This window comes from Mycobacteroides chelonae (assembly GCF_016767715.1).
In the GTDB taxonomy this organism is placed as follows: Bacteria; Actinomycetota; Actinomycetes; order Mycobacteriales; family Mycobacteriaceae; genus Mycobacterium; species Mycobacterium gwanakae.
Genome location: NZ_CP050145.1, coordinates 1792631 through 1809398, shown reverse-complemented (window position 1 = coordinate 1809398; position 16768 = coordinate 1792631). Strand labels below are relative to the sequence as shown.

At 64.9% G+C, this 16768-nt stretch carries 14 protein-coding genes and 1 tRNA gene; 5 read left to right on the top strand and 10 right to left on the bottom strand.

Going from position 1 to position 16768, the window contains the following annotated elements:
- Positions 1-22: 22 nt before the first annotated feature.
- Positions 23-1432 (bottom strand): SNIPE associated domain-containing protein, encoded by a 1410-nt coding sequence (locus tag HBA99_RS08965; RefSeq protein ID WP_070951213.1) that lies wholly within the window; start codon positions 1430-1432, stop codon positions 23-25.
- A 482-nt stretch (positions 1433-1914) separates the two neighbouring features.
- Between HBA99_RS08965 and HBA99_RS08960 the strand changes: the two genes are divergently transcribed.
- Positions 1915-2685, top strand: a complete 771-nt coding sequence (locus HBA99_RS08960) for a hypothetical protein (protein ID WP_131822796.1) — start codon at positions 1915-1917, stop codon at positions 2683-2685.
- A 149-nt stretch (positions 2686-2834) separates the two neighbouring features.
- On the opposite strand, the gene HBA99_RS08955 is transcribed toward HBA99_RS08960, so the two are convergent.
- From HBA99_RS08955 to HBA99_RS08930, 6 genes are all read right to left on the bottom strand, one after another.
- Positions 2835-2908 (bottom strand) — tRNA-Ile (locus HBA99_RS08955).
- Between the two features lie 75 nt (positions 2909-2983).
- The gene (locus tag HBA99_RS08950) at positions 2984-4537 is read right to left on the bottom strand and encodes a DUF4153 domain-containing protein (RefSeq protein WP_070951215.1); all 1554 of its coding nucleotides are present in this window, start codon (positions 4535-4537) and stop codon (positions 2984-2986) included.
- Positions 4534-5550 (bottom strand): sensor histidine kinase, encoded by a 1017-nt coding sequence (locus HBA99_RS08945; RefSeq protein ID WP_070951216.1) that lies wholly within the window; start codon positions 5548-5550, stop codon positions 4534-4536. Before HBA99_RS08945 ends, HBA99_RS08950 begins: the two co-directional genes overlap by 4 nt.
- Positions 5547-6209: a response regulator transcription factor gene (locus tag HBA99_RS08940; RefSeq protein ID WP_081347708.1), complete on the bottom strand. Its 663-nt coding sequence runs from the start codon at positions 6207-6209 to the stop codon at positions 5547-5549. Before HBA99_RS08940 ends, HBA99_RS08945 begins: the two co-directional genes overlap by 4 nt.
- A gap of 163 nt (positions 6210-6372) precedes the next feature.
- On the bottom strand, positions 6373-7749 hold the full coding sequence (locus tag HBA99_RS08935; protein WP_070951217.1) for a metallopeptidase TldD-related protein: 1377 nt from the start codon (positions 7747-7749) through the stop codon (positions 6373-6375).
- Complete coding sequence (locus HBA99_RS08930; RefSeq protein ID WP_046253285.1) at positions 7746-9260, bottom strand: TldD/PmbA family protein; 1515 nt, start codon at positions 9258-9260, stop codon at positions 7746-7748. Before HBA99_RS08930 ends, HBA99_RS08935 begins: the two co-directional genes overlap by 4 nt.
- Before the next feature lie 53 nt (positions 9261-9313).
- Here HBA99_RS08930 and HBA99_RS08925 point away from each other — a divergent pair, with 53 nt between their 5' ends.
- The 3 genes from HBA99_RS08925 to HBA99_RS08915 are packed head-to-tail and all read left to right on the top strand — an operon-like array spanning position 9314 to position 12244.
- Complete coding sequence (locus HBA99_RS08925; protein ID WP_070951218.1) at positions 9314-10180, top strand: carbohydrate ABC transporter permease; 867 nt, start codon at positions 9314-9316, stop codon at positions 10178-10180.
- Positions 10167-10982, top strand: coding sequence for a carbohydrate ABC transporter permease (locus HBA99_RS08920; protein ID WP_070951219.1), 816 nt, complete (start codon positions 10167-10169; stop codon positions 10980-10982). Before HBA99_RS08925 ends, HBA99_RS08920 begins: the two co-directional genes overlap by 14 nt.
- Positions 10982-12244, top strand: coding sequence for an extracellular solute-binding protein (locus tag HBA99_RS08915; RefSeq protein ID WP_070951220.1), 1263 nt, complete (start codon positions 10982-10984; stop codon positions 12242-12244). The genes HBA99_RS08920 and HBA99_RS08915 overlap by 1 nt, the downstream gene beginning before the upstream one ends.
- 80 nt (positions 12245-12324) lie before the next feature.
- Here the strand turns inward: HBA99_RS08915 and HBA99_RS08910 are convergent, their stop codons facing one another.
- The 3 genes from HBA99_RS08910 to HBA99_RS08900 all read right to left on the bottom strand — a co-directional run bounded on the left by HBA99_RS08910 (position 12325) and on the right by HBA99_RS08900 (position 15944).
- Positions 12325-13131, bottom strand: coding sequence for an energy-coupling factor transporter transmembrane component T family protein (locus HBA99_RS08910; protein ID WP_030095245.1), 807 nt, complete (start codon positions 13129-13131; stop codon positions 12325-12327).
- The gene (locus HBA99_RS08905) at positions 13128-15128 is read right to left on the bottom strand and encodes an ABC transporter ATP-binding protein (protein WP_081347709.1); all 2001 of its coding nucleotides are present in this window, start codon (positions 15126-15128) and stop codon (positions 13128-13130) included. The genes HBA99_RS08910 and HBA99_RS08905 overlap by 4 nt, the downstream gene beginning before the upstream one ends.
- Positions 15129-15212: 84 nt before the next feature.
- A complete protein-coding gene (locus HBA99_RS08900) occupies positions 15213-15944 on the bottom strand; it encodes a VIT1/CCC1 transporter family protein (protein ID WP_070951222.1) in 732 nt (243 codons plus the stop codon).
- Between the two features lie 59 nt (positions 15945-16003).
- Here HBA99_RS08900 and HBA99_RS08895 point away from each other — a divergent pair, with 59 nt between their 5' ends.
- The gene (locus HBA99_RS08895) at positions 16004-16720 is read left to right on the top strand and encodes a DUF5642 family protein (protein WP_030095242.1); all 717 of its coding nucleotides are present in this window, start codon (positions 16004-16006) and stop codon (positions 16718-16720) included.
- Positions 16721-16768 lie beyond the last annotated feature (48 nt).

Sequence of the window (16768 nt, the reverse complement as noted above, 5' to 3'; positions counted from 1 at the left end):
CGCGCTGCTAAACACCAACCAGCTAGAGACTCGTGTCTGGCGCTCCTTGACTGATCCTGTACTCCTCCGCTTCAGGCGAAGGGTTGTATTCGACCACCTCGCCCACTGTGTCTTTCAGCACGTCAAGAACCTCACCGGGCGTCGCGTAGAAAAACTCCCTGCGCAGGTTCACCCGATTGACCCGCTTGTCCGCGAACGCCTGATGGAGCTGCGATTCCACTAACACAGCGTCATCGGCGAAGAACAACGCATGGACATCAAACCGGAACGGCACAGAAGCGTCGCCAAGTTCGCGCACGCGGTCCATCGGCTCAAGGCGCCGAGTCATCCCGATCTTGATCATGTTGGCGCCAAACGCACCAATGTTGGATATGACATAAACGAATCCCGCCCGAATATTCGCCTGTCGGTAATCTACGTTCTCAATCGCCCGTACGACGTCTGCGAGCTTGACCCGAAGTCTCGCTACACCGTCGTAGTCATCGTTTTTTTCAAGCATTGCAATAGCATTCGAATAGTGCGCCAGTTCCTTCTCTAGCCGCTCACGTTCTCGCCTCAGCTCTTGCTCAGCCTTCCGTTGCTCGGCAAGCTCGGCACGCCGTTCCCTCTCAGCCTCCTTCTCCGCCTGGACACGCATGTGGAAATCAGCAGCGAGCTCCAATTCCCGCAGACGCAGCCAGTGATACTGTTCCGCAACCCGGAGATCGATCATCCGGCCCTGCTGTGCAATCTGGTCCATGGCCTTCCGAAGGCGAGCCTGCGCTGCGGGCAGGTTGCCAGCCTTCACTGTCTTGACACAATTCTCAGCCTCTGCGTTGTAAGCACGCAGCATGATGCGGGACATTTCGCTCACAAACTTCCTACCCTGTGCGGCAGAGTTGTTGAATGTGAAGCTCGTACTCGCCAAGATCGCAGTCTTGGTTCGTACAGTGTCCTTGATCTGTGCACGCGTCTTATCGAGTTCATTCCGTAAAGCAACGGAAGACTCCGCAGGATGACGGTATTGGTAAAGACCCACGTCTTGAAACTCCACCAAACCTTGCGTTTCGACGAGTTGTTCACGTGCACATTGGATTTCCTCCTCCAGACCTTCTCTAACGTCTCGAAGTTTGTCGACCTCGGCAACAAGACGCTTCGTTTCCTGTTCGAGTTCTACCGCTTCCAGCGCCCCCAGCCGCACAATCTGGCTCCGAAGCTGGTCCACCTCTCGCTGCAGATCCTCGGCCCGCTTCTTCGCGCCGAAGAACGACACCTTCGTCGCAACATTCGATTCGTGTGTGTTTGCATCCGGAGGCTGAGATGGTGCCTGGTTTGCGGGGACTGCTTGAGGTTGTGCGTACGGCGCGGTATGACTGGTCCACTGCGTGCCGTCCCAGTAGCGGAGAAATCCTGGCGCAAAAGCATCGGGATACCAACCAGCCGGTGTGTTCACTACAAACCCCATCAATCAAGACTTGCTGAATCTAGGCGCAACTCAGACTTTCGAACATGCTCGGTGTGATGATGCCTCCTGCGTAACCGCTTTTAGGCAGGATTCCCGCAATAGCCAGCCGCCCCCCGGTTCCCCTGTCGAGCCGCCCCTAGAGTGGTCGACCGCCATCTCGGCGGTAAAGAGTCCGACGAGCAGTAGACAATTACACATCGGCTCCAATGCATGACCGGCCGGCCGAACCCTCGATAGATGGATCCAGGTCAGGATTCGTGGATACGATTCCACCTACTAGTGCCCGTTACTTGCTGATGCGCTCCCCCAACGCCTGACTACTGCTCGGAACCCGAGCAACACTTGGTACATCGGCTTAGGTGGCGGCCAAATCATCGTGTTCGTTGATCGCAACCGTAACCAGATCGCCAACGTCGCGCACACGCACAGATGTCGAGACTCGGCGTGTACACCGGAGCTATGGTTCGGTCGTGAGCGACCCAAGCGAACCACAACCAAAGGTAGTTAGGCCCGCCAGCATCGAGTCTCGAGCAGCCGTGGGAACGCCCCGGATTTCGGTGCGCGACTACATGGCTGGCCAACACCTGTGGAACGCGCGTTACGAAGCGTGGCTGTGCCGCGAGCGCGAAGACAAGATACTGACCAAGGCGGGCGTCGATCGGCCCCATCGGTCGCACGCAATGGCGGCTGTTTTGTCCGCGGTGGCGTTTCTAGAGGCGATGGTGAATGAAATCTGGCAGGACGCCGCCGACAGTCAGCCAGGCCAGCGAACGTCTCACACCCAAGGCATCTCGGACCCTGCACTGACCATCATGCGCGAGCTATGGACTGGCAAAGAACATGCCGAGCGTGCAATGTCCACTCTCAGCAAGTATCAACTTGCGCTAGTTTGCGCTGGCCAAGACCGGATAATTAAAGGCAAGGAGCCATACCAGAGTGTCGACGTGCTCATCGACCTACGAAATGAATTGGGACACTTTAAACCTCGCTGGTGGCACGGCGACGGAACTGACGAAGCGCGGTATTTGGCATCGTTGCGTGACAAGTTGGCGGGGCGCGAGAACCGTCAACCGATCGGAAACCCCTGGTATCCCCATAAGGTGCTCGGCGCTGGCTGCGCAGACTGGGCCTGTAACTCGGCAATTGATTTCACAAGGGAGTGGCACAGTCGCATCGGCCTGACATACGACTTCGATGAGTGCTACATGCTGCCATTTGAACCAGTCGAAATCGGAGAATAGAGAAGCTTTGACGGCCCAACCTGTCAGCTGATTGAGAGGTGGCCTGAGGGCACTGACATAGCCGATCCATGCCCTGTGCGCCACTCTGCCGCAACACTGCAGCCGTCCCTCTTCAGCGACCGGCTAGCGGCTGTCCGTAGGGCACTTTGTAGGGCGGGCGGGGCTCGAACCCGCGACCAATGGATTATGAGTCCACGGCTCTAACCAACTGAGCTACCGCCCCTAGCAGCAGTGAACTCTAGCGGAGCGGTGTCAGCCGCTCCGACCCCGGACCCGCTGATTAAGAGTCAGCCGCTCGCTACCGTCCCGGCATGTTCTGATCCACGTTGCACGACGCCGCCTTAACCTCGGCAGATCGCACCTTTGCGCGGCTCACGTTGTACTCGTACCAGGGCGCCGTCTCCCGCAAGTGATACGCAATCTTGCCCTGCACGCAGTCCCGCACATCCTCGGGTAGCGACTTCGTCGCCGCGAATGCATCCGACGACAAGCTCCCCATGTACCACTGATCGATCTTGCCGGTCTGCTCAAAGAACTCGACGTTGCGCTGCGCCACGTAGCTTTCCGGGTTGAAGATCGCCAGCCCCAGCATGCCGAACGAACCGACCGCCACCACCGCGGTGGGCAACCACCGGGCACTCATCCGAATCCCCGCCACCAGAATCAGCACCAACACGATGGCCATGCCCAGCTCAATCCAGCGCACCAGCAGCCGCTCCACGCTGAACCCGTACGCCTTCTCGTACAACGACATCCGGTGAATGGCCGAAACCACGATCACCAGCGTGGTCACGCACAGCCCACCGATCAGCACTCGCAGGAACAGCCGGTCGCGGGCATCATCACGCCCCGCCACTCTGATCGCGACCGCGATCACGCCCAGCACCAGGATGGTGACGAACAGCAGCTGCCAAAAGCCCTGCCGCGCATACTCTGCGTAGGTCAACCCCTCAGTGACCTGCACATGCTCATCTCCCCCGAACAACACCGAAATCTGCACGCCCACAAACGCGATGAACAGCAGATTCAGCGCGGCCAGCGGCAAGCTCCACTCCCAGCGCGGCAGCTTCTTGGGCTCCGTCGGCGCCAACCGGTCAAAGCTCGGCGGCTTGGACAGCACGTAGATGGCACCCAAGGCGAACCCGCCGACCAGCACGCCGACGACAACCCGCCCGACCACATCCCCGAAGGACACGAACGGCAACACGCCGCTGATCAGCGCCTTGAACCGCGCGTCGGCGTCGGCCAGCAGCGCCCCGAAGGCTGCCACCAGGCCGAGCGTGATCAGCACGACGATGGCCGCCCGGTCCGGGTTGACCTTGCGGCCACGCGACATGGTGCGAGTCCCCCGGCGCATCCAGCCCGCCACCCGGAAGGGCGCCCTCAGCATCACGAACTGCCCGTACACCAACCCTGTCCACGTCCGTGCCGGAGCCAACGCATAGACGAATAACGCCCCCGATGTCAGGACACACAGCGCCACAAGCCATCCCGCATCCCGCACGGTCGGCACCACCGCCAGGCACAGCGCGAGCACCAGCGCGCCGATGCGCGTGGGCGTCCACTGCACCTTCTGCGTTGCGAAGGCGGCAAGGGCCACCGCGAACGCTGTCAGCGTCCAGCCCAGGCCCGGGAGCGAGGACCGCCAGCACAGCGCCGCAACTAGACCCGCCCCGATACCGCTGAGCAGCGCGCCCTGCGTCATCTTCGAGCGGATGTCCCGGGGCCAGGCCGTCAGGAACTTCGTCGGCGGCCCGAAGATCGGCACCGGCGGGCGCGGCACGGGCGGCCCCGCGGGCGCACCCGGAATCGGATATGGGTATGGCGGCGGCACCATCGAACCAGTGGTCATGAATTCCCCTCCTCGGATTCAAACTGCGGCAAGGTGACCCGCACCCGACAACCGGGCGCGTCCACGATTTCGATGCGGCCGCCATGCAGATCGACGGCCCATTGCGCGATGGCCAGCCCCAAACCGGTGCCACCGTCGCGCGATCCCCCGTGGGTGAATCGTTCAAACACTCGTGATCTTTCGTGCGGCGCGATGCCGGGCCCGGTGTCGGCGACCTCCAGCAGCAGCGCGTCGTTCTCGGTGCGTGCGAACACCGACACCTGTCCCCCGGGCGGGCTGTGCCGCGAGGCGTTATCCAGCAGATTGGCCACCACCTGGTGCAGCCGCGCGGTATCGGCGACCGCTTGCAGATCGAACGGCTCGACCGTCACGTGATAGCGCACCTGACGCCCGGTGGTCTTGGCCTCGGCCACCGCCCCGTCGACGAACTCGCGCACCGCAAACGGTTCGCGTTGCACCGGAACCGAACCGTTCTCGAGTTTGGACAGGTCAAGTAGGTCGTCCACGAGCCGGCCCAGCCGTTCGGTCTGCGCCAGTGCGGTTTTCAGTGTCGCCGGGTCCGGCTCGGCCACCCCGTCGACAATGTTCTCCAACACCGCCTGCAGCGCCGTGATCGGTGTGCGCAGCTCGTGCGAGACATTGCCCACCAACTCGCGCCGGTACTTCTCGGCGGACTGCAGCTCGGCGGCCATGTGATTGAAAGCCGTTGCCAGCTGGCCCACTTCATCACGCGAGGTCGAACGAATCCGGCGCGAGTAGTCGCCCTGCGCCATCGAACGCGCCGCCGCCGTCATATCGCGCAGCGGCGAGGTCATACCGTGCGCCAGAAACCACGTCACCCCGAAGGACACAAACAACGCCAGCGTGAGCGCGTACCGCAGCTTCCATTCGGCGGTGATCCACAGCAGGCAGGTGGCGATCAGCAGCGCCACCCCCACCAGCACCGCCGTCTTGAACTTGAAGGAGCGCAACGGATCCAGCGGTCGCGGCAGCAGTTCCAGCAGTTGGCTCATCGCGGTACCTCCAACGCGTATCCGATGCCGTGCACGGTGCGGATCAGCTCTTGACCGAGCTTGCGGCGCAGCGCCTTGATGTGGCTGTCGACGGTGCGCTGCCCCGAAGGCAGCCCCTCGCTCCAGCCCCACACCTGATCAAGCAGGCGCTCACGGCTGATCGCCACCCGCGGGTTATCGGCCAGATAGGCCAGCAGATCGAACTCGGTGCGGGTCAGGTGCACCTCGTCGTCGCGGTGATACACGCGGCGCTCGGAGACATCGATGCGCACCTGCCCGATGCGCACATCGGTGCTCGGCGGTGCGACCCGTTCGGTGCGGCGCAGTAGGGCCGCCACCCGCGCCACCAGCACCCGCATGCTGAACGGCTTGGGCAGGTAGTCGTCGGCACCCACCCCCAGCCCCACCAGCATGTCGGTTTCGGTGCCGCGCGCGGTGAGCATCAGTACCGGGATCAGGGCGTGCGCCTGCACCTGGCGGCAGACCTCCAGACCGTCGAGCCCGGGCAGCATGACATCGAGCACCATCAGGTCCGGCGGGGTTTCGCGGCAATGCCGCACCGCGTCCAGGCCGTTGTCCTCGGTGTCTACGGCATACCCCTCGGCGCGCAGCCGCGCGGAAATGGACGCACAGATCGTTGGCTCGTCGTCGACAACCAAGATTCTTCGCTGGCCTTGCACATGAACAGCCTATTTGACGGTTGTGGTGATCGCTGGAGCCTTTTGTGAAGGTTCTGTGGAGGTAGCTTGCCCGCCGAGACCGAGGTTGTGGCGCGGATGTGCGAGACGAATCCGCCACAACCTCGGTGTGGACGAACAGGCCCTACTGCGCGGCGCTGACCGAGGACATGTGGAAGTCCGGGATCCGCAGCGCCGGCATGGCCTGGCGGGTCGCGTAGTCGCTCCACTCGCGCGGCAGCGTGTACTCGGTGACGCCTACCTGCGTCACCCGCCGCAGCAGATCGATCGGGCTCTCGTTGAACCGGAAGTTGTTGACGGCGCCGGTGATCTGGCCATCGCGCACCAGGTACACCCCGTCACGGGTCAACCCCGTCAGCAGCAGCGTCGTCGGGTCGACGTCGCGGATGTACCACAGCGTGGTCAGCAGCAGACCGTTCTCGGTGGCGGCGATCATCTCCTCCAGCGTTGCCCCGCCTCCCCCGGTCATGATGAGGTTGTCGGCGCCCACCGTCGGCGCGGCATCGAATTCCGCGGCGTCGGCACGCGAGTAGCTCAGCGCGTTGATCACGCCGTCACGCACCCAGTCGACGCGTTCGATGCCGATCCCGTTGTCGAACACCGACAACGACTCCCGCGAGATCGGGGTCGCCACAAACGGGCTGCTCTCCAGACCCGGGTACGACGGGTCCGAGTACACCGTGACCGGCAGCTCGGTCAGCCGCTCCCCGATCCGGGTGCCGCCCGGCCCGGCGAACGCGTTGCGGCCCTCGTGCGCGCCGCGCCCGCCCATCGTCCATACCAGGTACTGCATGAGGTCGCCGGTGGCCGATGGCGGCAGCAGCGTCTCGTAGCGACCGGCCTTGAGCTCGATCTGATTCTGCGCGGCGGTCAGTCGTTCGTTGAGCTGGCGCAGCAGCGATGCGGTGGGCACATCCACGAATTCGGGGGTGCACACCCCGGCCCAGGCGCTGCCCACGCCGCGCTTGGCGTTGATCTCCACCTGGCCCGTCGGCTGGGTGAACCGGCGGCGCAGCCCGGTCGACGAAGCCAGGAACGTGGTCTGGCGTTCATGGCGGGCGTATCCGTACAGGGTGTCGGGGCCGTCGAAGCCCGTCGACAGGTCGGCCGCCAGCGACCCGAACACATGGGCGCCGGTCGGTGAGATCGGCGCATCCCAGCTCTCCCCCGCACCGTCGCCGGGTCCGAGCAACGGCATGGCATCGCGCGACGGAGACGCCGCCGCGGCCTCGGCCTGGCTGGCCGCCACCAGATCCGCGAGCGCGGCCGGATCGGCATCCTCGGTGAGCACCGAGCCGACCCGAGTCTGATCTCCTTGCCGCAGAATCGATATCACCGCGATACCGCGCTTCACCGACTCACCGTTGGTGGTCATGGAGCTGCCCGCCCAGCGCAGCGACGCCTCGCTGCTGTCCTGGACCAAAACGATAGTGTCGTCGGCGCCGCCACGCCGCGCGGCCTCGGCCAGGACATCCTCGGCGACCTGCTGTGCGGGGATCACGCGGCACCACCTTCCTGCTTGGTGTTCAGAACGTTGACGCCGCGGAACAGTGCCGACGGGCAGCCGTGGCTGACCGCCGCCACCTGCCCGGGTTGGGCCTTACCGCAGTTGAAGGCGCCGCCCAGCCGCCAGGTCGATTGGCCACCAACGGCTTCCATCGAACCCCAGAAATCGGTGGTGGTGGCCTGGTAGGCGACATCGCGCAGCTGTCCGTCCAGCTTGCCGCCCCGAATGCGGTAGAACCGCTGCCCGGTGAACTGGAAGTTGTAGCGCTGCATATCGATTGACCACGACTTGTCGCCCACGATGTAGATGCCGTCCTCCACGCCGGAGATCAGATCGTCGGTGCTGCGCTCTTCCGGGGAGGCCTGCAGCGACACGTTGGCCATGCGCTGGATCGGCACATGGTGCGGCGAGTCGGCGTAGGAACAGCCGTTGGAACGCTCCTGGCCCAGCCGCGGCGCGAACACACGGTCCAGCTGGTAGCCGACGAAGATGCCGTCGCGCACCAGGTCCCAGCGCTGCGAGGCCACGCCTTCGTCGTCGTATCCGACCGAGGCCAGGCCATGCACCTCGTTGCGGTCGGCGGTGACGTTCATGACGGGTGAGCCGTACTTCATGGTGCCGAGCTTGTCGGGGGTCGCGAACGAGGTGCCCGCATAGGCGGCCTCATAGCCGATGGCCCTGTCGTATTCGGTGGCGTGCCCGATGGATTCATGGATGGTCAGCCACAGGTTGGTGGGGTCGATCACCAGGTCGGTGCGGCCGGCGACGACGCTGGGCGCCTTCACCTTCTCGGTGAGCAGTTCCGGGATCTCGCGCAGCTCGGCGCTCCAGTCCCACACGCCGTCGCTGCCGATGGCCTCCCAGCCGCGGCCCATCGGCGGGGCCAGGGTGCGCATGGTCTCGAAGGACCCGGTGGCGGCGTCGACGGCGATGGCGTCCAGCTGCGACATGACCCGGACGCGCTGCTGGGTGATGGATGAGCCGAAGGTATCGGCGTAGAAGGTCTGCTCCTTGACCGCCGTCAGCGACGCCGAGGCGTGATCCACCCCGTCGGAGGCCAGTAGCCGGGCCGAATACTCCTGCAGCACCGCGATCTTGTCCGCCTGCGGCACACCGAACGGGTCGATCTCGTACTCGGACACCCACTGGACGTCGGCATAGACGGGCTCGGCCGCCAGTTCGACGCGCTCGCGGTTCAGGCTGCGCAGCCCCCGGGCGACGGCCACGGCCCGGCGCGCGGTCTCGGCCGCGGCGGTCGTGTCGAGCTGCACATGCGAGGCGAACCCCCAGGTGCCGTCGACGATCACCCGTACCGCCAGCCCGATGGTGCGGCCGGACACCGCGGTCTCGACCTGCTCGTCGCGCAGCACCAGCTCCTCATTGATCAGCCGATGGATGCGCAGATCGGCATAGCTGGCGCCGGCGGCGCGCGCCGCGTTCAGGGCAGCATCGGCGAGTTCAGCGCGAGGTAGCGCCAGGAAATCGGAATCTACGGACCGAGTCACGCGCTCAACCGTACCTATGCCACACCGGTGGCGGCGCGCGGTTTAATGTCCCCGTGAGTAGGTCGCGGCAGACAGCCGTCGCATATGGGCTGCTGGCCCCCAGCCTGTTCGGGGTGGCGGCGTTTCTCCTGTTGCCCATCCTGGTGGTGGTGTGGCTGAGCCTGTGCCGCTGGGATCTGCTGGGCCCCATCGAGTTCGTCGGCCTGGGCAACTGGCGTTCGGTGCTCACCGACGGCGCCTTCGGCCACTCCCTGCTGGTGACGCTGCTCTTTGTGGCGTTGGTGATTCCGGTGCAGACCGTGCTCGGTCTGGCCGCGGCGACGCTGTTGGTGCGTGGCCTGCCCGGCACCGTGCTGTTCCGGACCATCTACGTCATCCCGTGGATCTGCGCGCCGCTGGCCATCGGCGTGCTGTGGCATTGGATGCTCGCGCCCACCGATGGCGCCATCAACACACTGCTCGGGCAGCGCATCGAATGGCTCACCGATCCCTCGCTGGCACTGCCGGTGGTTGCGGCGGTCAGCGTGTGGACGAACGTCGGCTATGTGGCGCTGTTCTTCATGGCGGGTCTGCTGGCCATCCCAGGCGATGTGCACAACGCGGCCCGGGTGGACGGCGCGACGGCCTGGCAGCGGTTCCGCCGCATCACCCTGCCGATGCTGCGGCCCACCTTCTTCTTCGTTCTGGTCACCGGGGTGGTGAGCGCGGTGCAGACCTTCGACACCGTGTACGCGCTCACCGGCGGCGGCCCGCAGAACCGCACCGACCTGGCCGCGCACCGCGTCTACGCCGAGGCATTCGAGTCCGCCCACGTGGGACGTTCGGCCGCCATGTCGCTGATCCTGTTCCTGATCCTGGTCGCCGTCACGGTGATTCAGCACCGCTACTTCCGGACGCGGGTGAGCTATGACCTGGTCTAGGAATGCTCTCGTCTATCTCCTCCTGATCCTCGGCGCGGCACTGACTCTGGGGCCGTTCCTGTTCGCCCTGTCGGCATCGCTGAAGACCACGCGGCAGTTCTCTGCCGACTCTCCGTTGGCCCCGCCGAATCCGTTCACGATCGCCAACTACACCGGGCTCGCCGACGCCGGGTTCGGGCGCGCGGCCCTGGTGACAGTGTTGATGACGGCGATCATCGTGATCGGCCAGCTGACGTTCTCCGTGTTGGCCGCGTATGCCTTTGCGCGACTGCAGTTCCCGGGGCGCGACGGACTGTTCTGGGTGTATCTGGCCACGCTGATGATTCCGGCGACCGTGACGGTGGTGCCGATGTACCTGATGCTGACGCAGGTGGGGCTGCGGAACACATTCTGGGCGTTGATCATCCCGTTCATGTTCGGATCGCCCTACGCGATCTTCCTGCTACGTGAACACTTCCGCACCATCCCTAACGACCTGATCCGTGCGGCCCGCCTGGACGGCGCCAGCACGCTCGACATCCTGTGGCATGTGGTGGTGCCGGTCAGCCGGCCCATCCTGATCACGCTGACCCTCATCACCGTGGTGTCGCAGTGGAACAACTTCATGTGGCCGTTGGTGATCACCAGCGGAGGCAACTGGCGAGTACTCACCGTGGCCACGGCCGGGCTGCAATCGCAGTTCAACGCGCAGTGGCCCATCGTGATGGCGGCGACCACCGTGGCGATCGTGCCGTTGGTGATCCTGTTCATCGCGTTCCAGAAGTACATCGTCCGTTCCATCACCTTGAGCGGACTCAAGTGATGAAATCGTCTACCCGCGCAGCCTTGGTCCTTGGGCTGGTGACGCTGCTGCTCTTCGGAATTGCGGTCTGGCTCGGAATTCCGAAGACCGCTCACGGCAAAACGGTGGTCACCGTCCGGGTGTGGGATGAACAGGTGGCCAAGGCCTACCGCAGCTCATTCGACGAGTTCAGTCGACGCAACCCCGACATCGAGGTCGCCGTGACCGTGACGTCGTACGCGAGTTACTTCAACAGCCTGCGCACCGATGTGGCCGGGCACGGCGCCGACGACATCTTCTGGCTCAGTAACGCCTATCTCTCCGATTACGCCGACACCGCGAATCTCACGCCCATTGAGCCGCAGGAGGACTGGGACCCGTCGGTCGTCGCCCAATTCACCCGCAGCGGCAAGCTCTGGGGTGCCCCCCAGCTCAGCGATGCCGGGATTGCGCTGTACTACAACAAGAATCTGCTCGACGAGGCACAGGTCGATCCCGCCGAACTGGCGGAGCTGCGCTGGGACGCCGACCCCGCCGTCGACACCCTGCGGCCGATGCTGCACCGGCTCACCGGGCCCGGACATTGGGCATATAACGCCGCCAACGACTTACAGGGCATCTACCTGAACTACCTGGGATCGGCGGGCGCCGTCTTCCAGAAGGACGACAGGTTCGCGTTCGCGAACCCGCTGGCCGAGATGGCGTTCACGTACCTGGTCGATCTCATCAACGTCGACAAGGTGGCCCCGTCGGCGGCCGACACCAATGCCAACAACGACTTCTCACGCAACCAATTCCTGCAGGGGCGGATGGCGCTATTTCAATCGGGCACCTACAACCTGGCGCAGATCCAGGCCAACGCAACCTTCCCGTGGGGTGTGGCGATGATGCCGGCGGGGCCGCAGGGCCGGGTCAGCGTCACCAACGGCATTGTGGCCGCCGCCAATTCGTCCTCACCGCACCCCGAGGCAACCAAACGGGTGCTGGCCTGGATGGGTAGCGCGGACGGGAATTCATTTCTCGGCCGCAGCGGCTCGGCCATCCCCGCGGTCTTGACCGCACGTGAGCCGTACTTTCAGCACTGGGCGGGCAAGGGCGTCGACGTCGCTCCGTTCTTCCAGGTGCTCGAAGGTCAGCAGATCGCGGCTCCGGGCGGGCAGGGATTCGGGGCCGGATTCGCCGCGCTGAAGCCGTATTTCGCCGAGATGTTCCTGGGCCGTCTGGATGTACACACCGCACTGCAGCAGGCACAGCAGGCGGCGAACAAGGCGCTGGAGAAGTAGCGCCGCGCCGAGTGTGCGGATACGGTCGAGATTCCGCCAAAAATCGACACCATCGGCACACTCGACGCCAACCTCTCGCGCTACAGCACCTCGAACAACACGACGGCGGTTCCGACCGCGATGAGTACCAGTAGGGCCACGGCGTCCCACCGGCCAGGCCGGTGCGGATGCGCCGCGATCTGCCCGCTGCCACCGCGCGCGGTGATGGCATCGCCCATTTCGGAGGCACGCCGCAGCGCGACAGTGATGGCCGCGGTCAGCATGTCGACCACCTCGGCCACCCAGCCCAACCCGCGCCTGCCCTCACGCACCTGCGGCGGACGCAGCCTGCGGGCCGCGATGAGCACCCGGAACTCGTCGGACAACATGGGGAACGAGCGCAGTGCCAGCGCCAGCGTGGCGGCGCGCTCGTCGACGGGAATGCCGAAGACCTTCAGCGGGCGCCCCAATAGCGCCACCGCGGGCGCGATCTCGGAGACATTGGTGGTCCACGACACCATGGCTCCCGTGCCGAGCAGCACAATCGCCACGGCGGTCGTGCGCGCCACAGCGAGCACACCGTGGAATCCAATGGTGAGTCCGCCGATATGCCAGAACGGCGGCCCGCCGCTGAAGAACACCGTGAGGCTGCCACCGATCACCAGCGCCAGCATCCAGATCGGGATGGTGGGCACCGCACCGCGCGGGATGTGCGCCAGCCACGCGGTGATGATCACCAGAGCCGCCACCGCGCCGATCGCCGTCCAGGTGGGAAACAACGTCAGCAGTACCGAGATGAGGAAGACCGCAATAAGTTTGGTGCCGGCCCACAACCTATGGATCGGGGAGGTACCGGGGACCGGGCGCAGCAGAACTACCGGGCGGCGCGGTGCACGTGTCGTCGTCATGAGCGGCTCCCCGAGTTCACCGATTCGGGCAGCAGCACCCCGGATTGCAGGTGCACCGTGCGCGGACACAGCTCCTGCATGCCATCGAAGTCATGCGAGATGACCACGATGGTGAGCCGTTCGCGCTCGCGTACCTGAACCAGCAGCCGCAGCAGACCCGCCTGCGACTCGGCATCCAGACCCGCCAGCGGCTCGTCGAGAATCAGGGCGCGCGGGGAACGCGCCAGCAGCCCGGCCAGCACCACCCGGCGCATCTGGCCGCCGCTGAGCTGATCGATGGGACGCTTGATCAGGTCTGCTTCGAGCCCGACGCTGGCCAGCGCAGTCACGATGCGGTCGGTATTGCGGACGGAAAATCCTGCCGCCGAGGCTATTTCGTAGTCGACGCGGCTGCGCAGCAGCTGCAACCGGGCGGCCTGAAAGCTGATGGCCACCGACCCGACCTGATCAGAGACCGGTTTACCGTCTAGCAGGCACTGCCCCGAGGTTGGTTTGGTGAGGCCGGCGGCGATCCAGGCCAGCGTCGACTTGCCCGAACCGTTGCCGCCATGGATCAGCACACCATCGCCCTCGTGCACCGCCAGCGACACATCGTGCAATGCCGTTTTCGCCCAGGGAGTTCCGTTGGCGTACTGATGAGCGACGGAATCGAATTCCAGAACAACGGGCGACTCGGTATCGGGCCGCGCGGCCGTGGTGGTGGGCACCGGCACCGTCTGAATCGCCGTGGTCGCCGTCTTGCCGTTGACCGCGCGCAAGGCGATCTCGCGGTCTGCGGCGGCGGCCTCGGACTGGAAATGGGTGATGTGCACCAACGACATCCGGTGCTGATCGGTGAGTCGGGACAGCACGCCCAGCAGATCCTCGCGCCCCTTCGGGTCGACCATGCTGGTGATCTCGTCGGCCACCAGCAGTGCGGGGTCGCGTGCCAGCGCCGAGGCCACCGCCAGCCGTTGCAGCTCCCCGCCCGAGAGCGAGGAGGTGCTGTGCTCGGCCATCCCCTCCAGACCGACTTCGCGCAGCAGGCCCTCGATGTCGACGTCGTGGTCGGCGGGCAAGCCCCACACCACGTCGTCGGCGACCTTGGTGCCCAGCACCTGACTTTCCGGGTGCTGCATGACGATTGCGGTGCCGCCGATGGCGCCGAGGCCCACCGAGCCCGGGCGCTCGATCTCCCCCGACGTCGGTTCACGCCCGGCCAGGATGCGCATCAGGGTGCTCTTGCCCGAACCGTTGGGCCCGGTGATCGCGACATGCTCGCCGACGTCGATGCTCATCGAAAGTGGCGCCAAGGCATCGGATTCACCGCGTGGATAGCGGAATCGCACATCGCGTAAGCGCGCGGGCACCGGACCCACCGCACCGGCCAGCGTCGGCGGATCAAGCTGGTGCACATCAGGAATCACGGCCAGGCGCTTGATCACGCGGGAGAGCACCCACCAGCCGAACAACGCGTTAAACAGGACGAACACGAAAACGATGCCACCGATGAACCACACCCAGTTGCGCATCGCGAAGTCGATGGCGTTCGTCGCATTCACGCCCACGGGCTCCAGGTGCGGGATGTGGCCGATCATCTTGAACAGGCCCTCCAGCGAGGCGCGCAGGGCATCGAAGAGCAGCGTGCGCATCCGGTTCAGCAGGGCCAGCGCACCGACTGCCATACCCGCGATGATCGCGCTGCAAATGACCCCGAGCACCGTCAGCAGCGGCATGCCGTGTCCGCGTCGACGCACCACACCGGTCAGGCCCCCGATGTAGACGCAATTGCCCATGGCGATCAAACCGCCGAGCCCGGCGAGCAGGAAGGCGATGACGCCGCCGGCCACGGCGGCGGCCAACAGCACGCGCACGCGGTAGCGATAGCCGAGTAGACCCATGGGTACGGCACCAAGTAGCTGGACTGCTCCCAGGATCGGGAGGGCGACCCCGACGATGACCATGGCGGCGGTGAGCGCGGCCATGACGGCCGCCTGCGCCAATTCATCGGGTTTCAGCGGCACCCTGGTGAAATTCACTTCACAATTCTGCCAGCCGGTGCGCCCGCTCTCAGCCCATTCTCAGCTTCGCGCGCCGCGGCGCTAGTTCACTGCGACGCCGATCAGATGACCTATCACGTAGGTGGCGCCGATAGCGATGGCACCGAATGCCAACTGCCGCAACGCGCTCAACCAGGGCGCTCGCGCCGTGAACCGCCCCGCGACCCAACCGGCGACCAGCAGGCCCACTCCCCCGCAGACCAACCCCGCCAGCAGTGACGCGAATCCCAACAGGAACGGGATCAGCGGCACCACTGCACCCACCGAGAAGGTCAGGAACGAGGAGATGGCGGCCACCCACGGCGACGGAGTGTCGTTGGGATTGATGCCGAGTTCTCGGGTGAGGTGAATCGTCACCGCGGTGTTCTCGTCCTGGTGGATCTCGTCGGCGGCCGCGGACGCGGTCTGCGGTGAGAGCCCGATATCGCCGAGCATGGCGATGAGTTCCTTCTTCTCGGCATCGGGGTGCAACTGGATGGCGCGGCGTTCCACGCTCGCCTCGTGCTCGATCTGCGAATTGGACGTCGATACCGACGTGAACTCACCCAGCGCCATCGAGAACGCACCCGCCACCAGGCTCGCCACCCCAGTCAGCACGATCGCGTGCGTGTCCAGCCCGCTAGCACCCACACCGGCAACCAGCGCGGTGTTGGTGACCAGGCCATCCATCGCTCCGAAGGTGGCCGCACGCAACCATCCCCCGGACACGTCTGGGTGCGTGTGGTCAAATTCATGCGGTAGTTCGGCAGATTCCGCAGAGCCGTCGAGTGCCACGATGTACGAATCTACTTCCAGGTTCCTGAAAACGCACTGCTCAGAGGGGAATTACCACTATGAATCGTTCACTGACCGTTTTCGGCACCGTGGTGCTGGCCGGCGGGCTGATGCTGGGCTGTTCGAGCAACGACAAGAAGGACGAGTCGGCGGGCTCATCGGCCAGCAGCAGCGCCACCACCTCCACGGCGGCCGCGAGCAGCTTCGATATCGCCAAGATCGACGCCATCAAGGACCAGTTCCCCGCCGGATACACCGTCGAGGTACAGCCCAAGACCACCGTGACCCAGGCGATGCTCGATCAGATGAAGGGCATCTTCGACAAGGCCACCTTCACCCCGCAGGAGTGCGCCGACAAGATGCTGGGCGCCTTCCCTCAGGTGACCGGTACGTCGATGCAAGGAGTCACCGGCGCCAAGGGTAACGGCGACCCGATGTCCAAGACGATGATCATCGCCGCGGCAATGGAGACGGTCAGCCCGATCCCCGCCGACACCACCAACGGGGCATGCGACAAGTTCTCGCTGTCGATCGCCGGCATGGCAGAGGGCACCGGCGAGAAGATCGACGCACCCGCAATCGACGGCGTCAAGACGACCGGGACGTCCACCAACATCAAGATCAGTGCGCCCGGTATGGAGAAGGAGATGGTGCAGATCGCCTACTCCGCTCAGCTCGACGACCATCACGCCGTGTCGGTGTCGGGCATGGGAGATGTCGACCGCAACGAGCTATCGGATGTCTTCGTGAAGGCCGTCAACGCCGTTAAGGGATAGGACGAACCGGGATGCCCGCCCCCGCAGCAAGGGGCGGGTATCCGGGCA

Bases quoted from the DNA above. Each gene is read 5' to 3' on its own strand.
- HBA99_RS08950 (WP_070951215.1), bottom strand. From the start codon at position 4,537: ATGACCACTGGTTCGATGGTGCCGCCGCCATACCCATATCCGATTCCG.
- HBA99_RS08945 (WP_070951216.1), bottom strand. From the start codon at position 5,550: ATGAGCCAACTGCTGGAACTGCTGCCGCGACCGCTGGATCCGTTGCGC.
- HBA99_RS08920 (WP_070951219.1), top strand. From the start codon at position 10,167: ATGACCTGGTCTAGGAATGCTCTCGTCTATCTCCTCCTGATCCTCGGC.
- HBA99_RS08915 (WP_070951220.1), top strand. From the start codon at position 10,982: ATGAAATCGTCTACCCGCGCAGCCTTGGTCCTTGGGCTGGTGACGCTG.
- HBA99_RS08910 (WP_030095245.1), bottom strand. From the start codon at position 13,131: ATGACGACGACACGTGCACCGCGCCGCCCGGTAGTTCTGCTGCGCCCG.
- HBA99_RS08895 (WP_030095242.1), top strand. From the start codon at position 16,004: ATGAATCGTTCACTGACCGTTTTCGGCACCGTGGTGCTGGCCGGCGGG.